The organism is Alteromonas sp. DYW1, from assembly GCF_059752595.1.
In genome coordinates, this window is record NZ_CM186038.1 from 3,578,210 (window position 1) to 3,595,877 (window position 17,668).

General features: G+C 45.3%; 13 protein-coding genes. 3 read left to right on the forward strand and 10 right to left on the reverse strand.

The genetic code is table 11. The features are described 5' to 3' along the window. The 5 genes from AC121Z_RS16290 to AC121Z_RS16310 all read right to left on the reverse strand — a co-directional run bounded on the left by AC121Z_RS16290 (position 1) and on the right by AC121Z_RS16310 (position 7,169). Positions 1 to 2,244 carry a hypothetical protein gene (locus AC121Z_RS16290; RefSeq protein ID WP_498125359.1) on the reverse strand — a complete coding sequence of 748 codons (2,244 nt, stop codon included), beginning with the start codon at positions 2,242 to 2,244 and terminating at the stop codon, positions 1 to 3. Continuing rightward, a complete protein-coding gene (locus tag AC121Z_RS16295; protein WP_498125361.1) occupies positions 2,237 to 3,844 on the reverse strand; it encodes a site-specific integrase in 1,608 nt (535 codons plus the stop codon). The genes AC121Z_RS16290 and AC121Z_RS16295 overlap by 8 nt, the downstream gene beginning before the upstream one ends. Then, positions 3,834 to 5,177, reverse strand: coding sequence for a tyrosine-type recombinase/integrase (locus AC121Z_RS16300; RefSeq protein WP_498125362.1), 1,344 nt, complete (start codon positions 5,175 to 5,177; stop codon positions 3,834 to 3,836). Before AC121Z_RS16300 ends, AC121Z_RS16295 begins: the two co-directional genes overlap by 11 nt. 150 nt (positions 5,178 to 5,327) lie before the next feature. Continuing rightward, positions 5,328 to 5,855, reverse strand: coding sequence for a single-stranded DNA-binding protein (gene ssb, locus AC121Z_RS16305; RefSeq protein ID WP_498125364.1), 528 nt, complete (start codon positions 5,853 to 5,855; stop codon positions 5,328 to 5,330). A gap of 12 nt (positions 5,856 to 5,867) precedes the next feature. Continuing rightward, on the reverse strand, positions 5,868 to 7,169 hold the full coding sequence (locus AC121Z_RS16310) for an MFS transporter (protein ID WP_498125366.1): 1,302 nt from the start codon (positions 7,167 to 7,169) through the stop codon (positions 5,868 to 5,870). Positions 7,170 to 7,354: 185 nt separating this feature from the next. Here AC121Z_RS16310 and uvrA point away from each other — a divergent pair, with 185 nt between their 5' ends. Genes uvrA through AC121Z_RS16325 form a run of 3 tightly spaced genes read left to right on the forward strand, consistent with a single transcriptional unit; the run spans position 7,355 to position 11,338 of the window. Then, positions 7,355 to 10,186, forward strand: a complete 2,832-nt coding sequence (uvrA, locus tag AC121Z_RS16315; protein WP_498125368.1) for an excinuclease ABC subunit UvrA — start codon at positions 7,355 to 7,357, stop codon at positions 10,184 to 10,186. A 26-nt stretch (positions 10,187 to 10,212) separates the two neighbouring features. Then, positions 10,213 to 10,620, forward strand: coding sequence for an acyl-CoA thioesterase (locus tag AC121Z_RS16320; RefSeq protein ID WP_498125370.1), 408 nt, complete (start codon positions 10,213 to 10,215; stop codon positions 10,618 to 10,620). Continuing rightward, positions 10,610 to 11,338, forward strand: coding sequence for a 2OG-Fe(II) oxygenase (locus AC121Z_RS16325; protein WP_498125371.1), 729 nt, complete (start codon positions 10,610 to 10,612; stop codon positions 11,336 to 11,338). The genes AC121Z_RS16320 and AC121Z_RS16325 overlap by 11 nt, the downstream gene beginning before the upstream one ends. Before the next feature lie 42 nt (positions 11,339 to 11,380). Here the strand turns inward: AC121Z_RS16325 and AC121Z_RS16330 are convergent, their stop codons facing one another. The 5 genes from AC121Z_RS16330 to AC121Z_RS16350 form a co-directional block, all read right to left on the reverse strand. Beyond that, positions 11,381 to 14,479, reverse strand: coding sequence for an efflux RND transporter permease subunit (locus AC121Z_RS16330; protein WP_498125372.1), 3,099 nt, complete (start codon positions 14,477 to 14,479; stop codon positions 11,381 to 11,383). Between the two features lie 9 nt (positions 14,480 to 14,488). After that, a complete protein-coding gene (locus AC121Z_RS16335) occupies positions 14,489 to 15,694 on the reverse strand; it encodes an efflux RND transporter periplasmic adaptor subunit (protein WP_498125373.1) in 1,206 nt (401 codons plus the stop codon). 291 nt (positions 15,695 to 15,985) lie between these two features. Then, the gene (locus tag AC121Z_RS16340) at positions 15,986 to 16,366 is read right to left on the reverse strand and encodes a hypothetical protein (RefSeq protein ID WP_498125375.1); all 381 of its coding nucleotides are present in this window, start codon (positions 16,364 to 16,366) and stop codon (positions 15,986 to 15,988) included. Between the two features lie 84 nt (positions 16,367 to 16,450). Next, the gene (locus tag AC121Z_RS16345; RefSeq protein WP_498125376.1) at positions 16,451 to 16,783 is read right to left on the reverse strand and encodes a hypothetical protein; all 333 of its coding nucleotides are present in this window, start codon (positions 16,781 to 16,783) and stop codon (positions 16,451 to 16,453) included. Positions 16,784 to 16,804: 21 nt separating this feature from the next. Then, positions 16,805 to 17,488, reverse strand: a complete 684-nt coding sequence (locus AC121Z_RS16350; RefSeq protein ID WP_498125377.1) for a substrate-binding periplasmic protein — start codon at positions 17,486 to 17,488, stop codon at positions 16,805 to 16,807. Positions 17,489 to 17,668: the final 180 nt, after the last annotated feature.

The following is a 17,668-nucleotide window of genomic DNA, read 5'->3' on the forward strand; positions in this document are numbered from 1 at the left end:
TTACTCCTCCATGTCTGATATTGCCAGCGCAGTCAGGTCGAAGGTCGGAATGACATTTTGTTCATCAATATTTAGAGAACGTTTCACAGGCGAAGGATCTAACTCATCTGGAATTCTGATAGGTGTACCATCAGGTCTGTTTGGGTCTTCCATAATAGCAATAATGGTTTTAATCTTTGACAATCTGAAACCTAAGCTCGTCACCCAACGGTCTGCACCAAAAACATTATCACCGACTTTCAGTTTTGCATCCTCTAATTGCTCCTCATAGAGCTTCTGAAGGTTTTTAAGTTCTTCTAGGGCATTTGGTAAACCTTTCAGACATTCATGCTCGCTACAAACCGCACAATCGGCATTTTTAACACACGGACTTTCTGCATAGTTATGAACGCAGTAACCTAGTCCTGTGAACTGAGCAACGCCTGAGCGGTCAACCCCAAGTGACTTAAGAGAAACGGGTAAGCCCAGGTCATGCAATACGATTGCAGGGGGTGGCGACTCAGATGTGTATGGCGATAAAAACTGATTGGCCTGAGCAACTGTCATGACACCCTCTCTATTTTCAACGTGACCTATACGCTTTGTCAGTCGTGATTTTTGCTCTTGTGTTCGGCCATCGTATGCTTTGTTTTGCTCTATATCCGCTCGACCTGACCATTTGGCAATCAACCAGTCTTCCTCGCCAGCGAGTTTTAACTTAGTGTTCAGCCAATGTCGAAATTGGTGAGTAGTTAACTTCAATCGAGAGCCACCCTCGTCAGTAATAGACAATTCATCAAAAACCGATTCAATTGGCCTTTCTTTTGAGAATTCAGTTGCACCGATAGCATCACTCAACACTCCATGCTTCGGCATTACCCATGAAAACGGCTTAACAGCAAACTCTTTATGAAACTCTTTTTCTCGAACTAAGGTAATGCAGTCCCAGATTTTGACATCACCATAATTAGGAAAGTTTTGAGATTTATACTTTTGATCCACACGAGAGCGAAGATCGCTATAGCTAGGGAATGTAATACTAATGCCTGTTGGTTTTAAGGTGACTTTGTTCAGTACCTCATTGCCCTCAGAAATACTATTCTCTCTCAATAATTCTTTTTTCCAATCGGATACTCCATTGAGTCTGTTGATCAAATTGTTCACCCACTTAAATGTGCCGTTATTTGACCAGTTTATCTTTCCTCCCTTGCTATTTGTTCCAGTCCTGAGCCCCATCGCTTTTGCGAATTGGTTGTATGTTAACGGTTTGTCTTGAGGAAAATCCGCAGGTGTAATGCACTCATCATGCACTAAGAATACATCTGGATTTTCATAAGCAAATTTCGCAGCCGATCTAGCAGGAGCTGAGATTTTAATAAGCCTATCAAATGCCTGCTTTACAACATCCTCTAGTAGTTTAGGCACCCATTTTTTGACGGGATCGCCACCTTTTGCTGGGTTCCACAATAAATACCAACGCCCCTTATCACTTTTTTGTAATGAGTTGATTGTTAAGCCTTTCAGTTCAACGTACCGACTCGGCTGACACATCAGTATAACGCATAGGCTAGTGTAGTATTTTTGACGAGGTGTTTTAGCTTTGTGAAAAGCGTCTGCCACTTGGAGCATTTGATAGTCAGAAGGACATTTATCTTCTTCTTTTTTCCGACTGTCTTTATCAAGTTTAATTTGGGAATCAGATTGACGAGGAAAAGGGTTTGACCATTCCTGCAAGTCCAACTTTAAACGTTTTTCCTTAATGAAATTCAATACCTTTTCAAATGAAAGGCCAATGCTGCGCTTGCCTCTAGCACTTAAATCACTGTTCTTAATCTGCTCTTCAACACGATTAATAATTGAGTTACTGAGGCACATAATATCAACGTCTGCTCTTTTATTTTGAGTCGCGTCTTCTTCTAGGGCATTATGCAACCAAACCAACGATGAAGCCCAGACTGTCGAATCTTTATGATTGAGCGACTGTTGGTATCGCACATAGGCTTTGGCAAAGTCAGCAAATGGCTGTTTGAATGATTTATATTGCCTATTATTTAAACTTCTACCAAATACGATGGTTAATGTTTTTCCTCTAGCCGTCTCCCAAGACCATTTATCGCATTCCCACCCTTTTTGAGTTCCAAGAGGAGCTTCAAACTCTTGATCACCAAAAAGCGTTAAATCGTTTTTTGCGAATGCTATAAAGTCAGCATAATTTTTCTGGAAATCTAGTTTGTGCTTAGGTGTAAATACCAATACATCAGCCATTTAATGCACCTTCTTTTTCCAACTCTTGCTTTCTAGCATTGCACTTTTGTATGACGACTTTAATGGCATCGATGCTGCGATTATGACCTTGCAACACAAACTCACTTGCCCCCATATCACGCTTACGATCACGTTCCAAAATTACACTTTTCAGCACTTCTGTATGAGGTGCATTTAGCCAAGGTTGAAATTTATTGCAGGTGTAACAGTGAATCGTCCCATTTGCACAGAAACCAAAATTTCCACAGCTTCCAACGGGGTTGCCATCGTTATTGTTGATTCGACTGCGAGGGTCATTGGCCCTAATTGCGTCTTTTTCACTATCAATCAAAGTTCCCGAAAATGCTTGCGCTAATGGCGTTAAGTCCGATGCAAGTGCTTCATCAAGTCTATCAGCCATTTCTTCTGTGAACTCTGTATAGACTTTCACTTGCTGGGTATCTGAATGCCCCAATTCCTCGGCTATGGCATAGTCGCTTGCGCCTAGCATTGCCATATTGGTTGCATGGGTATAACGGAATCGCCTAGGGTTAATATGCAAATCACCAAATCCGTCATCCAACCTGATCCTTGTTGTTTTCAAAGGGCAAAGGTGAGATAGACGTCTGATTATGTCACTGACTGATGGAGTTGCACCTGTCTTCAGCAAACATAATAAATCCGGCGTTCTTTTTTGAAGATTTTCAAATTCTTCAAAAGTGGCGAGATTAGCGACTTCTCGTGTATTGAGGAAAATAGGGATTTGCTTCTTTTGACCGGATGTCAATTTAATATCGAATTGTTTTTCAACAGTATTGATGGACTGATTTGCCTGTGCTGTTAGCACTAGCATTAAGTCTTCATCAGTATCTTTTTTGGCCTGAAACGACCCTCTAAAATGCTCATCACGCTTCTTGGCATTCGGCAGTTGTAGATCAAAGTGCTCAACTCCGTCTTCAACCCTTGTTATCAAGTCGCAGAAATAAAGTTGCGTAAGTTGAACGGGACGGGCACCTGTTTTCTGCAATGCCATGATAAACGCATAATCAGCCAACGAGATGAGTTTGTCAGTAAAGGCATTAACATACCAGTTTAAAAAAGCAGCCTGTTCTTCAAATGAATACGCTCCACTAAAAGGGCAACCTAAAGCAACAGCTTTTCCTTTTTCATTGCCAGAAAGTGTAAGTGATTTCAGCAGATTAACCGCCTTCTTATCGACCCCTTTGATCTCCTTGTCGTGCCAATCTAGTAAAAATGCACGGATGTAACCGAGCTTGTACTCTGTGCTTTTAGTCAGATTCGCTTTAAAATTTACTATATGCTCCTCACGAATGGCATCACTCACGCCATTAGCAAAAAACAATCGGCTAAACATGAATATATTGAACACATAAGAAGACGAAAATTCTGAAGCATAGTCTGCCAAGGCCAGTTTGAAATTAATTACGAGCTTTGGATCTAAATGTAGCGAAGCGAGTAGCTTAAAATTCAGCGACTTATTTGCATCTAATTGCCAACGATCACCATACACATCAAATTCATAGTTCGCCTTGCTGTATCGCTTATCTGATTTCGTTCTTGTGCTTCTTGAATCTTTTAACTGGGTTGCCTTAGTCGCCATCAAAACTTCCTTCTACTCTTTGCTTCATCCTCGATTGCATTTTTTTACGTACATTTTGAGCCTGCTTTCTTGCAGTTCGTTTAAGATAAATCTCACCTGATTTGAGGGATGAATGTCCGTTTAATTCTGCTCGAATTTCAAGCTCTCTTTGCTCTGTAATTGTATTTTCGTTGGCGTATTGTTTCGCCTCTTGATGCAAACCAGCCAGCTCTAATCGTTTAACCTCTTGCTTAACTGCTTGCCTTTCTTCATCTATCATGACTGACAATTGATCATTGAAATAATGTCGATAAGAGTGAGGCGTAATACCCCAGAAACGCTCTAAATTCACATTTTTTATCCGATTAAATATATCGTTAATAGTTTGCTGAATGATCGGTTGCCCAGATTGATAGTGTCCCTTTTTGCCTTTGTGTGAAACGAATATGAATGGATGTGTTTTCGCTACTATCGTATCCGCACGATGAACCTTAATATAAGTATTTAATAAGTCTCTTAAGTCTTTTGAGATAGAAACCGCTCTGCCAAGCGTTTTGGCTGTTGGCTCTTTTAAGCGAGGATCATCTTTACTGTCATGTCGTCTAACAACTGACAGTGTTGGATTATCAGTCTCCGTTCCTATATCACTTATCCGAAGCGCTAGTAACTCGGCACACCTAAATCCAGTCTCATACAACACTTGCACAATTAGATAGTTTCTAAACTTAACAACGGGATTATTGAACGGGTTGTAACGTGAATCTGGCTTTGCCACCTCAACAAAATCTTCAAAGACATCATCTGGAATACCAGATTTGTCCAAGAAAGTTTTTTTCGATTTTCCTTTTGGCTTACCGCCCTTGAGTCGAGCTTTCATTTCATCTAAGTCATCAAAAAGCTCGGAGGCGGTTGGTTTATGCTTTACTCGCTCTTTACCAATAAAGTGCAAGAACTCTGCAATATGAGCAATTCTGGAGATATATTGAGATTTACTAATCGTGGGCTTGTCTTGTGATTTTGATAAGTGAAATTGTCCCATATCGACCACATTACTTGCAGTTGTCTGTCTTAGGGCTTTGGCCTGATATAAACAGTGTTCCTTCAGATCCCTAATATCATCTCGACTGGGTACTTTGCCTTTGTATATTTCATCAAGAAGATCTCTACCGTTTATTTCCTCCCAACGCTTCAAATGTTTAATGTCTTTTAGGTATTGCTCAATTGATGTTGCCGCTTTAGTCATTCGCAGTTTTTGCGTGACAAAATGAGTGACCCAAAAATCAGGGACGCCATCTTCTCCCAATAAAAAGACGTAGCGCTCTCCACTTTTAAATTTTTTAATTGCGACTTTCAAAAACACTCAATAATAAACATTTATTTTTTGTTATAAAGTAATATAGAAAATACCTTCTATTTTTCAACATTTTTTCTATCAAAAAACTAAAAAGGCCTGTATAAACAGACCTTTGATAGATTTTTTCAACATTTTGTAATTTGTCTTTGGTTAGAACGGAATATCATCATCAAAATCAAAGTCTGGCTCTGCCATTGGCGGTGGCTGGTTGCCTTGATTTTGATTATTTTGCGCAGGGCGCTGGTTGTTGCTTGGTGATTGTTGATAGCCACCTTGCTGACCCCCTTGATTTTGTGGGCGCTGTTGATAACCGCCACCCTGGCTTTGCCCTTGACCTTCAGCGCGACCACCCAGCATTTGCATCTGGTCCGCGATAATTTCTGTGGTGTAGCGGTCTTGACCTTGTTGGTCCTGCCACTTACGGGTTTGTAACTTGCCTTCAAGGTAAACTTGAGAACCTTTCTTTAAGTACTCACCGGCAATTTCTGCCAAGCGGCGATACATGGTCACCCTGTGCCATTCGGTTCTTTCTTGCATATTGCCTTGTTGGTCTTTCCAACTCTCACTGGTCGCAATACTTAAGTTCGCAACTGCATTGCCATTTGGCATGTAACGGATCTCAGGATCGTTACCTAAATTGCCTACCAAAATGACTTTATTCACGCCTCGACTGGCCATAACCACTTTCTCCTAATTCTTATCGTTCGCGAGTGCTTGTTTTGCCTGTTGCTGATCAAACATCGGGTCGACTTTCAAATATACAACGCCTTCATTAAGCACTGGGTTAACCTCAATAACGCCTTTTAACTGGATTAAGGCCTGAGTGATTGCACCTGCATCTGTCTGTGAAGGATCTAGCGCTAGTGTAACGCGTTTTAATTGCGTGTGACCAACAAATCTCAAAAATAAACTAACCCAAAGCACGCACATCCCAATCAAAACAGCATACAAGGTTTGTTGCCCAAACCAACTGATCAATGTGCCGGAAAGCATGCCCCCTAAAAATGCCCCAAAGAACTGAAAACTGGCATATATACCCATTGCGCTACCCCTTGAACCAGCAGGCGCAAACATTGAAACCAATGCGGGGAAGCGTGCTTCTAAGAAGTTAAATCCGACAAAAAATATCAGGGTAAAAATAGCCACGCTGCTAGACGTTAGCGGCATGTAACCAAAGCCCCAAAATGCGACTAATAAGCAAATAATTGGGATCTGGATAGCCACAGACGTTTTGATACGCTTGGCGACTTGCATATAGGCACCCAGCAACAACAGTGACACAGCGAAAACCGGCGCGTAAAATTGCCATTGCGCTGATAAATCTAAGCCGACCGAGCGTAGCTGCACCGGTAAATTCACAAATAGTATCGTAATCATCATATGCAGCAGGGCAACACTGAGGTTTAACTTGAATAGTTCAGGCTGATACAACAGTTCCCTTAGCTGTTGTTTCTGCGGTAAAACCTCACCACTGGATTGCAGTTGCTGCGTATTTGGGACTGCAAATATCACCAGAAAAATAGAGACCACGGCAAAGATTGCGGTCAATCCAAACAAACCGGATAAACCGGCAATGGGCGCAAGTAACGGGCCTAATAGGATGGCAACGTAAAAAGACATGCCAATCGACACCCCAATAATTGCCATTACTTTGGTGCGTTGCTCAACTCTTGTAGTATCTGCGGCAAGCGCCATGACTGCGCCAGCAATCGCACCAGCACCTTGTAAAATACGCCCAAGGATCAGTAACCATAAGCTATCTGCCAGAGCTGCAAGAATACTGCCAAGGGCAAAGACACTCAGTCCAGCGATGATCACGGGTTTACGCCCGATACGATCCGACAACATACCCATAGGGATCTGTAACACGGCTTGCGTCAGTCCATAGCCACCAATGGCTAAGCCGAGTAACAACGGTGAAAAACCAGCAAACTCAGTCGCCGCAATGGCCAACACCGGCATAACCATGAACAAACCTAACATCCGCGACATATATACTGCCGCGAGTGATAAAGCGGTTCTAATCTCTACTGCGTTCAATCTTCTTTCGAGCTCCCTATTAACGGCGCGAGAGTGTACCACAATTGATTGATCCAGACGTAAACGAATTCGTAAACAAGCGATATTTTCTTGCTCCACTGTGGCATACTGGTGGTTTTCCTTTTCTAAGCGGCAATATGGATAAAATTGAAGTTCGCGGTGCTCGCACCCACAACCTGAAAAACATAAATTTAACGCTTCCCAGAGATAAATTGATCGTGATTACGGGATTGTCAGGTTCGGGCAAGTCTTCCTTGGCATTCGATACTTTATATGCCGAAGGTCAGCGCCGCTATGTTGAATCGTTGTCGGCCTACGCGCGGCAATTTTTGTCGATGATGGAAAAGCCCGATGTGGATCACATAGAAGGGTTGTCACCGGCAATCTCTATCGAACAGAAGTCAACATCGCACAACCCACGCTCAACGGTGGGTACGATTACTGAAATCTACGATTACTTGCGTTTGTTGTATGCCCGTGTGGGCGAGCCGCGTTGCCCTGACCACCATGTACCGTTGAATGCGCAAACCATTAGTCAAATGGTTGATAAAGTATTGGCAATGCCAGAAGGCACTAAGCTGATGCTACTTGCCCCCGTCGTCCAAGAGCGTAAGGGTGAACATATCAAGATCCTCGAAAGCCTAGCAGCACAAGGGTACATTCGTGCGCGTATCGACGGCGAAGTCTGTGATTTATCTGATCCACCCACACTGGACCTGCACAAAAAGCACACCATTGAAGTTGTCCTTGACCGCTTTAAGGTGCGTGAAGACTTACAACTGCGTTTAGCAGAGTCCTTCGAAACAGCACTGCAGTTGTCTGCTGGTAGCGCCAAAGTTGCCTACATGGATGAGCCGGAACAGGAAGAAATTGTCTTTTCAGCGAATTTTGCCTGCCCACACTGTGGCTATAGCATCACCGAGTTAGAGCCGCGGATTTTTTCGTTTAACAATCCCGCGGGAGCGTGTCAAAGTTGCGATGGACTGGGCACTCGCCAGTTTTTTGATCCCGCCCGTGTCGTAGCTAACCCTGAACTTAGCCTGTCAGGCGGAGCGATCCGCGGTTGGGATAAACGCAGTTACTACTACTTCCAAATGTTGCAAGCGGTAGCAGAGCATTTTCAGTTTGATCTCAGTGTCCCCTTTGATTCTCTTGCGGATAAAGCCAAAGACATTGTCTTGCATGGCAGTAAGGGTAAATCACTGAAATTCAAATACATTAACGATCGCGGCGATGTGATGGAGCGCAATCATCCCTTCGAGGGGATTATACCCAACATGGAGCGGCGCTATCGTGAAACCGAATCCAACGCGGTGCGTGAAGAGCTAGCCAAGTACCTTAGCCACCAACCTTGCGGCAGCTGCGGTGGGTCACGCTTGCGACTGGAAGCACGCAACGTGTTCATCGATGACATCAATTTGCCGGAAGTGGCAAACAAGTCCATTGCTGAAGCCTTTGATTTTTTTGACTCACTGGCACTGTCTGGTCAACGCGCAAAGATTGCCGAAAAGATCCTAAAAGAAATTCAAGATCGCTTGGGTTTCCTAGTCAACGTGGGGCTGAATTACCTCTCGATGTCACGCAGTGCCGACACCCTGTCAGGCGGAGAAGCGCAGCGCATTCGGCTTGCCAGCCAAATCGGTGCTGGATTGGTTGGGGTTATGTATGTATTGGATGAACCGTCGATTGGCTTGCACCAACGGGATAATGAACGTTTGTTAAAGACACTTACGCATTTACGTGATTTAGGTAACACGGTGATCGTGGTTGAACACGATGAAGATGCTGTACGTGAAGCTGATCACATTGTGGATATTGGCCCGGGCGCTGGGGTGCATGGCGGTGAAATTATTGCTCAGGGAACCCTCGAAGATATATTAAAGAACGAACGTTCCTTAACTGGTGCCTACCTCAGCGGCCGCGAAATCATTGCAGTGCCGAAAAAGCGCGGTACTCCTAAAGATGATCTGTACATTCAACTCACCGGCGCACGTGGTAACAACCTTAAGAATGTTAATTTATCGATCCCAGTTGGCCTAATGACGTGTGTTACCGGCGTATCTGGCTCGGGTAAGTCGACCTTAATTAATGATACTTTCTATCGCATTGCGCACCGTGAATTGAACGGTGCCACCACGGGTGAACCAGCACCCTACGACACCATTAGCGGTATGGAACACCTAGATAAAGTGGTAGACATTGACCAAAGCCCGATCGGTCGAACGCCGCGCTCGAACCCAGCAACCTATGCGGGAATTTTCACCCCTATCCGTGAGCTCTTTGCTGGAACCCAAGAATCACGCTCGCGCGGTTATAAAGTGGGGCGCTTTAGTTTTAACGTTAAAGGTGGGCGCTGTGAAGCTTGCCAGGGTGACGGCGTGATCAAAGTCGAGATGCACTTTTTACCCGATGTCTACGTACCCTGTGATGTATGTCATGGCAAACGTTATAATCGTGAAACCTTAGAGATCCGTTATAAGGGTAAAAACATCCATGAAGTCTTGGAAATGACGGTGGAGGATGCCCGTGAATTCTTTGATGCAATCCCAGCCATATCGCGCAAACTGCAAACCTTGATGGATGTTGGGCTGTCCTATATTCGTTTGGGTCAAGCGGCAACCACCCTATCGGGTGGTGAAGCGCAACGGGTAAAGCTGGCCCGCGAATTATCTAAGCGCGACACAGGTAAGACTCTGTATATTCTTGATGAGCCGACCACTGGCTTGCACTTCCATGATATTCGCCAGTTACTTACTGTTCTGCATCGCTTGCGTGACCACGGCAATACGGTGGTAGTTATTGAGCACAACTTAGATGTGATTAAAACTGCCGACTGGATTGTCGACCTTGGTCCTGAAGGCGGTGCTGGCGGCGGAAACATAATTGCAGAGGGCACCCCCGAGGCCATTTGTAAGGTCAAGAAAAGCCACACCGGGCATTTCTTAAAACCCATGCTAAAACAACAATAATAAGTACTAAGCAGGAACTAAACGTTATGTTATCAGAACAATTTAACGTCAGATTTTACGAAACAGATGCCCTACGACATGTCAGTAATACTGTCGTCGTTGGTTGGTTTGAAACCGCCCGTGAACCAATCTTTAGGCTTTTCACCCCTGAATTAGACTTGGCTAATTGGCCGCTGATCTTAGCCAGCTATAAAGTCGATTTTCTGAAGCAAATCTATTACGGACAAGCCGTCACCATCAAAACGTGGATCAGTCGTTTAGGCAAAAGTTCTTTTGATGTTTATCAAGAAGTTTGGCAACAGGATGTCTGCTGTGCGTCGGGTACTACCACGATGGTACATTTTGACTACCAGAGCCAAAAATCGCAGCCTATAGAAGGCGAGCTTAAACAGCAACTACTTGCCCATATCAAGGAAACGAGCAATGAAAACTGAGCAACAGACAACCACAAATACCGATTTTATCGAAGTTATTGATAAGGCGTTGCCAGCTGATCTGTGTTTAGAAATTATTCAGGCATTTCAAGCGAGTCCAAATAAAAACCCCGGGCGTACCGGCGGTGGTGTCGATCCTGAGCGTAAAAAGAGTACCGATGTTTCTTTTAGCCAGCACCCTGAATTTGCCCCATTGTTTCAAAAGGTCTTACAGATCACCGGTGAACACTTATTACGCTACATCGACAAGTATCACTTCGCCTTGATCGGTCCGATTGGATTGACCGTTGCTCACCCTGAAACCAAACAACCAGTACGTTTAACGGATGAAAATTATGCTGAGGTCGGGCGGCCCAATTTACGGAATCTATTAAACTACTTATTTCGTATAGGTGAAGTGAATGCACAGCACTATAAAGCCGGTGAAGGTGGTTACCCCTACTGGCACTCCGAGGTGTATCCACAGCAAGGGCACAACGAAGCTTTGCACCGCAATTTGCTGTTTATGTATTACCTCAATGATGTTGACGAAGGCGGTACAACAGACTTTATTTATCAAAATAAATCGATTCAACCGCAAACCGGGCGAATGGTCATTGCACCAGCGTACTTTACCCATACGCATCGCGGCTGCATGCCGATCTCTAACGATAAGTACATTCTTACTTCATGGATGCTTTTTAACCGCGCCGAAAATATCTACACTGCAGGTCAGTAAACCTCGGGGAGGGCATTGCCCTCCTTATGTCCACCGACAGAACTAGGGTTTATCCATTGTCCCACGTTTCACTAGCCAATAAACGGCGGGGATCACTAACATCGACAGCAACGGACTGACCAACATTCCGCCCAACATGGGTGCTGCAATGCGCTGCATTATTTCGCTACCGCTACCTTCGCCCAGCATAATGGGTATCAAGCCGGCGATAATTGTCAGCACTGTAATGGCTTTCGGTCGCACGCGCTGAAGCGCCCCATAGCTGATCTTATCTTGCGCGCTGCCGGTTTGTTGCTCCCAACTGTTGTTGAGATACAGCAACATGACCACGCCAAACTCTGCCGCAACGCCGGCTAGTGCAATCATCCCCACCGCTAACGCCACTGATAGCTGAAAGTCCAGCCAATACACCATCCATAATGAACCGGCCAAGGCAATCGGCAGTGTTGCCATAACCAACAGCGCCTGCCAAGTTTGCTTAAACAGTAATTGCAGTAATACGAATATAATGACTAATGTTGCCGGTACTATCCAAGCCATCTTATCCGCTACCCGCTGTTGATATTCATACTGACCCGCAATACTCCAAGTAACCTTCTGGGGTAGGTCAACTGTCGCCAAGGCCTCCTCAAGCTTCTTGACGTAGTCTCCCATGACGACTTGCGGCGCCAAATCAATAAACACCCATCCAATGGTTCTGGCATTCTCCGATTTGATCATCGATGGCCCATCACTTAACCGGATATCAGCCACCTGCTCAAGCGTCACCCATGCACCCGTTGGGCTGGCAAAGGGCAAGGTTTTTATGGACTGCAGATCGGTACGATAACTGCGCGGATAGCGCACATTGATCGGAAAGCGCTCTGTGCCTTGTATCGAAGTGGCCACGACGGCTCCGCCAATGGCTGAGCGCACCACATCTTGAATATCTTCAACCGTTAGCCCGTAGCGACTGGCCGCAAAACGATTCGGCGTAATATCGAGATAACGCCCGGATAAAGGACGCTCGCCAATAACCGATGAAGTCCCATTGATCCCCCCAACGATTTGTTCAATACGGGTGGTCGCCGCCGATATATCCGCCAAACTGTCGCCCGACAACTTGATCCCAACGGGCGTTTTTACTCCTGTACTTAACATATCGATACGGGTTTTTATCGGTTGCACCCATGCATTCGTGAGGCCGGGAAATTGCACCGTATTGTCTAACTCATCAATGATGTCATCCAACGTGATGCCGCTTCGCCACTCAGCTTTAGGATGCAATTGGATCGTCGTTTCTATCATCGTTAACGGCGCGGGATCGGTAGCAGTCTCTGCTCTTCCCACTTTGCCGAATACACTTTTTACTTCCGGGATTGTTTTAATTAGGCGATCGGTTTGCTGTAATATCTGCCCCGCTTCTTGAATAGAAACTCCCGGTAATGTGGTGGGCATATACAGCAGGTCCCCTTCGTCAAAGGTTGGCATAAACTCACTACCCAATTTTTGCCATGGGTAGATTGCTGATGCGCCAAGACCTATCGCTAATACCACAATCAAATATGGCCAACGTAAAGCGGCGTTTAAAAACGGGCGATACAATGCTTTTAGGCCACGGTTTAACCAGTTTTTGTCTTCTTCTGGCACACGCCCCTTTAACAGTAAAACAACCAATGCAGGCACTAATGTAATGGACAATAGTGCAGCGGCTGCCATCACAAAGGTTTTGGTAAACGCAAGCGGTGAAAATAAGCGCCCTTCTTGTCCTTCAAGGGCAAAAATTGGGATAAAACTTAAGGTTATGATCAGCAATGAAAAGAACAGCGCTGGACCGACTTCAATGCAGGCGGTTTTAACGAGCTGCACATGAGTAACAGTGCGGGCATGCTTACGGGCATCCTCCTGATGCTTCTGTACGTTCTCGACCATAACAATTGCTGCATCAACCAAAGCGCCGATTGCAATAGCGATACCGCCCAAAGACATCAAATTGGCGTTAATATCAAACGCACGCATTAATGCAAAGCCCAGAAGAAGAGCGCTAGGTAGGCACAAAGCAACGATCAATGTTGCCCGCACATGCAGCAGGAACAACCCGCAAACCACAATCACAACTAACATTTCTTGCACTAACTTCTCTTGCAAAAATTCGATAGCACGTGTGATCAAGCCCGTTCTGTCATAGGCAGTCTCAATGGTGACCCCCGGTGGAAGTGCAGATTGCAACTGCTCAATTTTAGCTTTTATGTCATCGATTACCGCCAATGCATTTTCACCATCGCGCATCACGACAATACCGCCAACGACTTCGCCCTCACCATTCCAATCAGCCACGCCGCGGCGAGTTTGTGGCCCTAAGCGCACTGTTGCAACGTCTTTTAACTGAAGTGGAGTGCCTAGTGCATTATCAATTCCCAATGGGATAGTCGAAAAGTCAGTCAGTGAGGTTAAATAACCTTTACTGCGCACCATGTATTCCGCTTCGCCCAACTCAATCACTGAGCCACCAACGTCATTATTCGCCGTAACAATTGCGTTACGGACCTGCGCCAAGGTGAGCTGGTAATTAACCAGTTTCAGTGGGTCAATCACCACCTGATAGGTTTGAACCATGCCTCCCACTTTTGCGATTTCGCTAACGCCTGCAACCGATTGCAACTCTTGGCGAATAAACCAATCTTGCAAGCGGGTCAGATCGGCAAGATTGTGGGTACCCGAACTGTCGCGTAAAACATATTGAAATATCCAACCAACCCCGGATGCATCAGGCCCTAACTCAATAGATGTGCCCATAGGCAATTCGCTTTGCGCCTGATTCAAATACTCGAGCACCCGCGCGCGCGCCCAATACAAGTCGGTATTTTCATCAAAGATCACATAGAGGTAGGCATCGCCAAAAAATGAATACCCCCGCACGGTCTCACTGCCCGGTACCGACATTAAAATCGTCGACAACGGATAAGTGATCTGCTGTTCGACAAGATCGGGGGCTTGGCCGGGGTAATTCACCTTAACAATCACTTGGACATCACTGAGATCGGGGATCGCATCAACGGGGGTTTGTAGCATTGCGCGATAACCCGCTGCCAAACACAATACCGCGACTAGTAGCACCAGATAAGGCCGATGCGCACAAGCGGTTATAATCTTAGACAACATTTGCGTCTCCTAGTGCTGATGCTGCGGAGGAAGCGCACGGGTACGTGTCGCCACATTATTGAGATTGGCTTCTGCGTCGAGCAAAAATTGTCCCGCAGTCACTACTCGCTCGCCAACGTCTAATCCGGCAAGAATCTCGGCACGGCCATGAGTCACAATCCCAACTTCGACATCACGGCGTTGGAAAGTACCATCATCCACTTGTACGAAAACTCGATTATGCTTCTCGGTTTGGATCAATGCGTCTACCGGAATATTTAGCGTTTCCTTTGGCCCAGCGTAAATGCGCACGGTGGCCAACATATCAGGTTTTAACCGTTGTTCAGGGTTATCCAGTACCAACCGCACTTGCAAGGTACGCGTGACTGGATCCAAGGTTGGATAGATAAACTCAACGGTGCCCTCAAGTTTGTACAGATCCAGTGCGGGAATATCAATCTCTATAGCCTTGCCGGTTTTAACCCAATCCATCTGGTGTTCAAATACATCGGCAATCACCCACACCTTCGAGAGGTCGGCGACAGTCATAATGCTAACCCCTGGCTCAATATACATACCCTCGCGCACATCTAGCGCAGAGACAATCCCATCCTGCTGAGCGTAATAAGGAACTTGATAACGGACTTGGCGGGTTTGCTCTAGTTGCTCAATCAGTTTTGGCTCCATACCCAGTAAACTTAAGCGTCGCTTACTCCGTTCAAGCAACGGCTTATTCTTCGCTTGGGAAGATAAAAGTAAGAGAAAATCTTCCTGCGCAACGAGTAGATCAGGCGCATACAACTCGTAAAGCAGTTCACCTTTACGTACTTGTTGCCCCAGTGAATTGACTGTGAGTTTCTCTATCCAGCCAGACGCTCTAGGATGTATATGTTGCAAACTAGTCTCATCAAACTGGACTGAACCGTAGGTATAGATAAAGCGCCATAATTTACTGATACCCGCAATCTCGGTGGTTAGCGCCATGGCCTGTTGCATGGCTCCGCTAACGGCCACATCGAGGCGCTTGCTAGGCTTGTTCTTACGGAGTACTAAATCCATTCCGCAGATAGGGCATGTCCCTGGATGGTCTTTGACAATATGACTGTGCATTGGGCAAACATATCGCTCACTTTCTGTCTGCGCTGGTTCGGTCAAGATTGCACTAGACTGCGCCCTGATAGCCGGTGCAGCAGCAACGAAAAGTAGTACGAGTAGTGCGCTAAAAATCGGTTTCACAATAGCCTCCAAATATTGAGGTCGTTTCCAGTAAGATGCTTATTACTGACTTTTAACCCCACCACAGAACCAAGGTTCTGTGACAATTGTTATAACAACACGAATATCAAACTCCTGGTTATCTTTATTCTGTCGTTCCATTTAACGTATTCGCTGCGGCAGGAAAATTCCGCGCTAACATTGATTAATTGATAGTATTTGTTCGATTGGCGATAGTCAGAGACAACGTTGCGATACTAGTTTCTCACTCGGTTATCTGGCTTGAAAAGGGCCTTTGAACAAATCTGTGATTCAGATAATGGGAGGGATAATGGGATCTCTATGGGGTGCTTCTGGCAACGTTGTGGAGGATGTAAATTTAACCCTAGTAACAGCATTGCCCATTCGACTAGCAGCTGTTAATAGCGCAACATGGCTGATATTGAGGTCATTGCAGCAGGTTTGACACTGCTCATCACAGGTATTCGCTATCATGTTTGTGCTGTCTTCACCGCAGCAGTCGTGTGCGCTGCTGCTTTGGGTCGCCGTAACCGCATGCTGTGCACATGCAGCATCATCATGCAGCATGACACCGGGAGCATGTTCACCGTGAATAGCAGCCACACTGAGACCACCGCTGGTGGCGGAGAAACTCAATGTAAGAATGCAAAACAACGCAATGACTAATTTCATACAGTTGCGAGTTTACCGAAAACTCGAGATATTGACCAGCCAATCATCTGCGCGATAACTTGCGAGAGACTTAAGCATTGAGGCTCAGCGTTCAAAAAACTCTTCAACTGACGCTGCTAATTTTTCTTCCAGCGCTTCTTCGAATTGACTCAGAGATTTGCCTACATCGCTGAAAAACGTCTCAACCGCTTGCTGATCGGCTGGCTGTTGTTGCAGTGAATACTCGATTTCGGGCAAACTTTTGTCGTAGCGCGGCTTGATTACCCAGCGCACTATACCACTTTCAAAGCTTTTCAATTGTTTGCGTACATACACGCAAAACTCTTCAACGTAGTCTGCGCCTTGGGGGCCCAAACAACCAGGTTCAATACGAAACAGTACTGTCAGTTTTTTATATAAGGGTAAACGCTCAGTCATATTTTCATTGCACACCAATGGCTATTGCATAGCAGCATCAAAGCGTTGCATGAGTTGTTCCGCTCCAGCAACGTTCTTATGGATGGCAAGATAGATGGGCAACTCAGCAATTTTCATATTATTAATTTGCATGTTGGGATAGGACTCTTGCAAGTGGGTCATAATTGCCCAATAACCCAAAACGTAGTCGACCTCATGATTTAGTAGCATTTGTAAGGCAGTATTTTGATTATCTGCGATCACAAAGTTACTTCGAGCTTCTGTCGTTAAGTCATTTTGCAGTACGCCGCCGTAAGTATACCCTTTGATCAAAGCCACTTTTTTATCCGCGAGTTCAGCCGTTGATGTTATACCTTGCTTGCCATCCAACCAAAACGCCCGCAAATCGAAATGTGAGAAGGGTTGCTGACTAAACAATACATTTTCCAGTCCGGCTCTACCTTTTGGCATAGCGAATAAGTCTATCTTGCCGGTTGCAGCTGAAGAATAAAACCGTTTGATCGGAATATGTACTGCGTTGTAGGTGATACCCGCATTTTCAAGTACAGGGGTTAACTGCGTCATCCACAACCCTGTCAGTTCACCATCAATATCAAAATAAACGTAAGGGGGAAAGTATGGCGAACCGAGCTTTAATTCTTCGGCGTGATTGAGTGGTGCAATCAATATCAACAGGCATAAATACAATGATTTTTTCAGCGACATTTAACTAACTCCAACAGGTACCGTATAGAGTATAGCAACTCGTTCTGAGCTTGCGCGCTGAACGATAAATCAGTTATCAAAAATCAATGTTTGATGATTAGTGCTGAAACAGTTGCTTACAAAGGGTCCTGCTTCATTAACGATTATGCCATCGCTTGTTACACCACCCTCAGTTAGTAT

Bases quoted from the DNA above. Each gene is read 5' to 3' on its own strand.
- AC121Z_RS16350 (WP_498125377.1), bottom strand. From the start codon at position 17,488: ATGTCGCTGAAAAAATCATTGTATTTATGCCTGTTGATATTGATTGCA.
- AC121Z_RS16325 (WP_498125371.1), top strand. From the start codon at position 10,610: ATGAAAACTGAGCAACAGACAACCACAAATACCGATTTTATCGAAGTT.
- AC121Z_RS16345 (WP_498125376.1), bottom strand. From the start codon at position 16,783: ATGACTGAGCGTTTACCCTTATATAAAAAACTGACAGTACTGTTTCGT.
- AC121Z_RS16310 (WP_498125366.1), bottom strand. From the start codon at position 7,169: ATGTCGCGGATGTTAGGTTTGTTCATGGTTATGCCGGTGTTGGCCATT.
- AC121Z_RS16330 (WP_498125372.1), bottom strand. From the start codon at position 14,479: ATGTTGTCTAAGATTATAACCGCTTGTGCGCATCGGCCTTATCTGGTG.
- uvrA (WP_498125368.1), top strand. From the start codon at position 7,355: ATGGATAAAATTGAAGTTCGCGGTGCTCGCACCCACAACCTGAAAAAC.
- AC121Z_RS16290 (WP_498125359.1), bottom strand. From the start codon at position 2,244: ATGGCTGATGTATTGGTATTTACACCTAAGCACAAACTAGATTTCCAG.
- AC121Z_RS16340 (WP_498125375.1), bottom strand. From the start codon at position 16,366: ATGAAATTAGTCATTGCGTTGTTTTGCATTCTTACATTGAGTTTCTCC.
- ssb (WP_498125364.1), bottom strand. From the start codon at position 5,855: ATGGCCAGTCGAGGCGTGAATAAAGTCATTTTGGTAGGCAATTTAGGT.
- AC121Z_RS16295 (WP_498125361.1), bottom strand. From the start codon at position 3,844: ATGGCGACTAAGGCAACCCAGTTAAAAGATTCAAGAAGCACAAGAACG.
- AC121Z_RS16320 (WP_498125370.1), top strand. From the start codon at position 10,213: ATGTTATCAGAACAATTTAACGTCAGATTTTACGAAACAGATGCCCTA.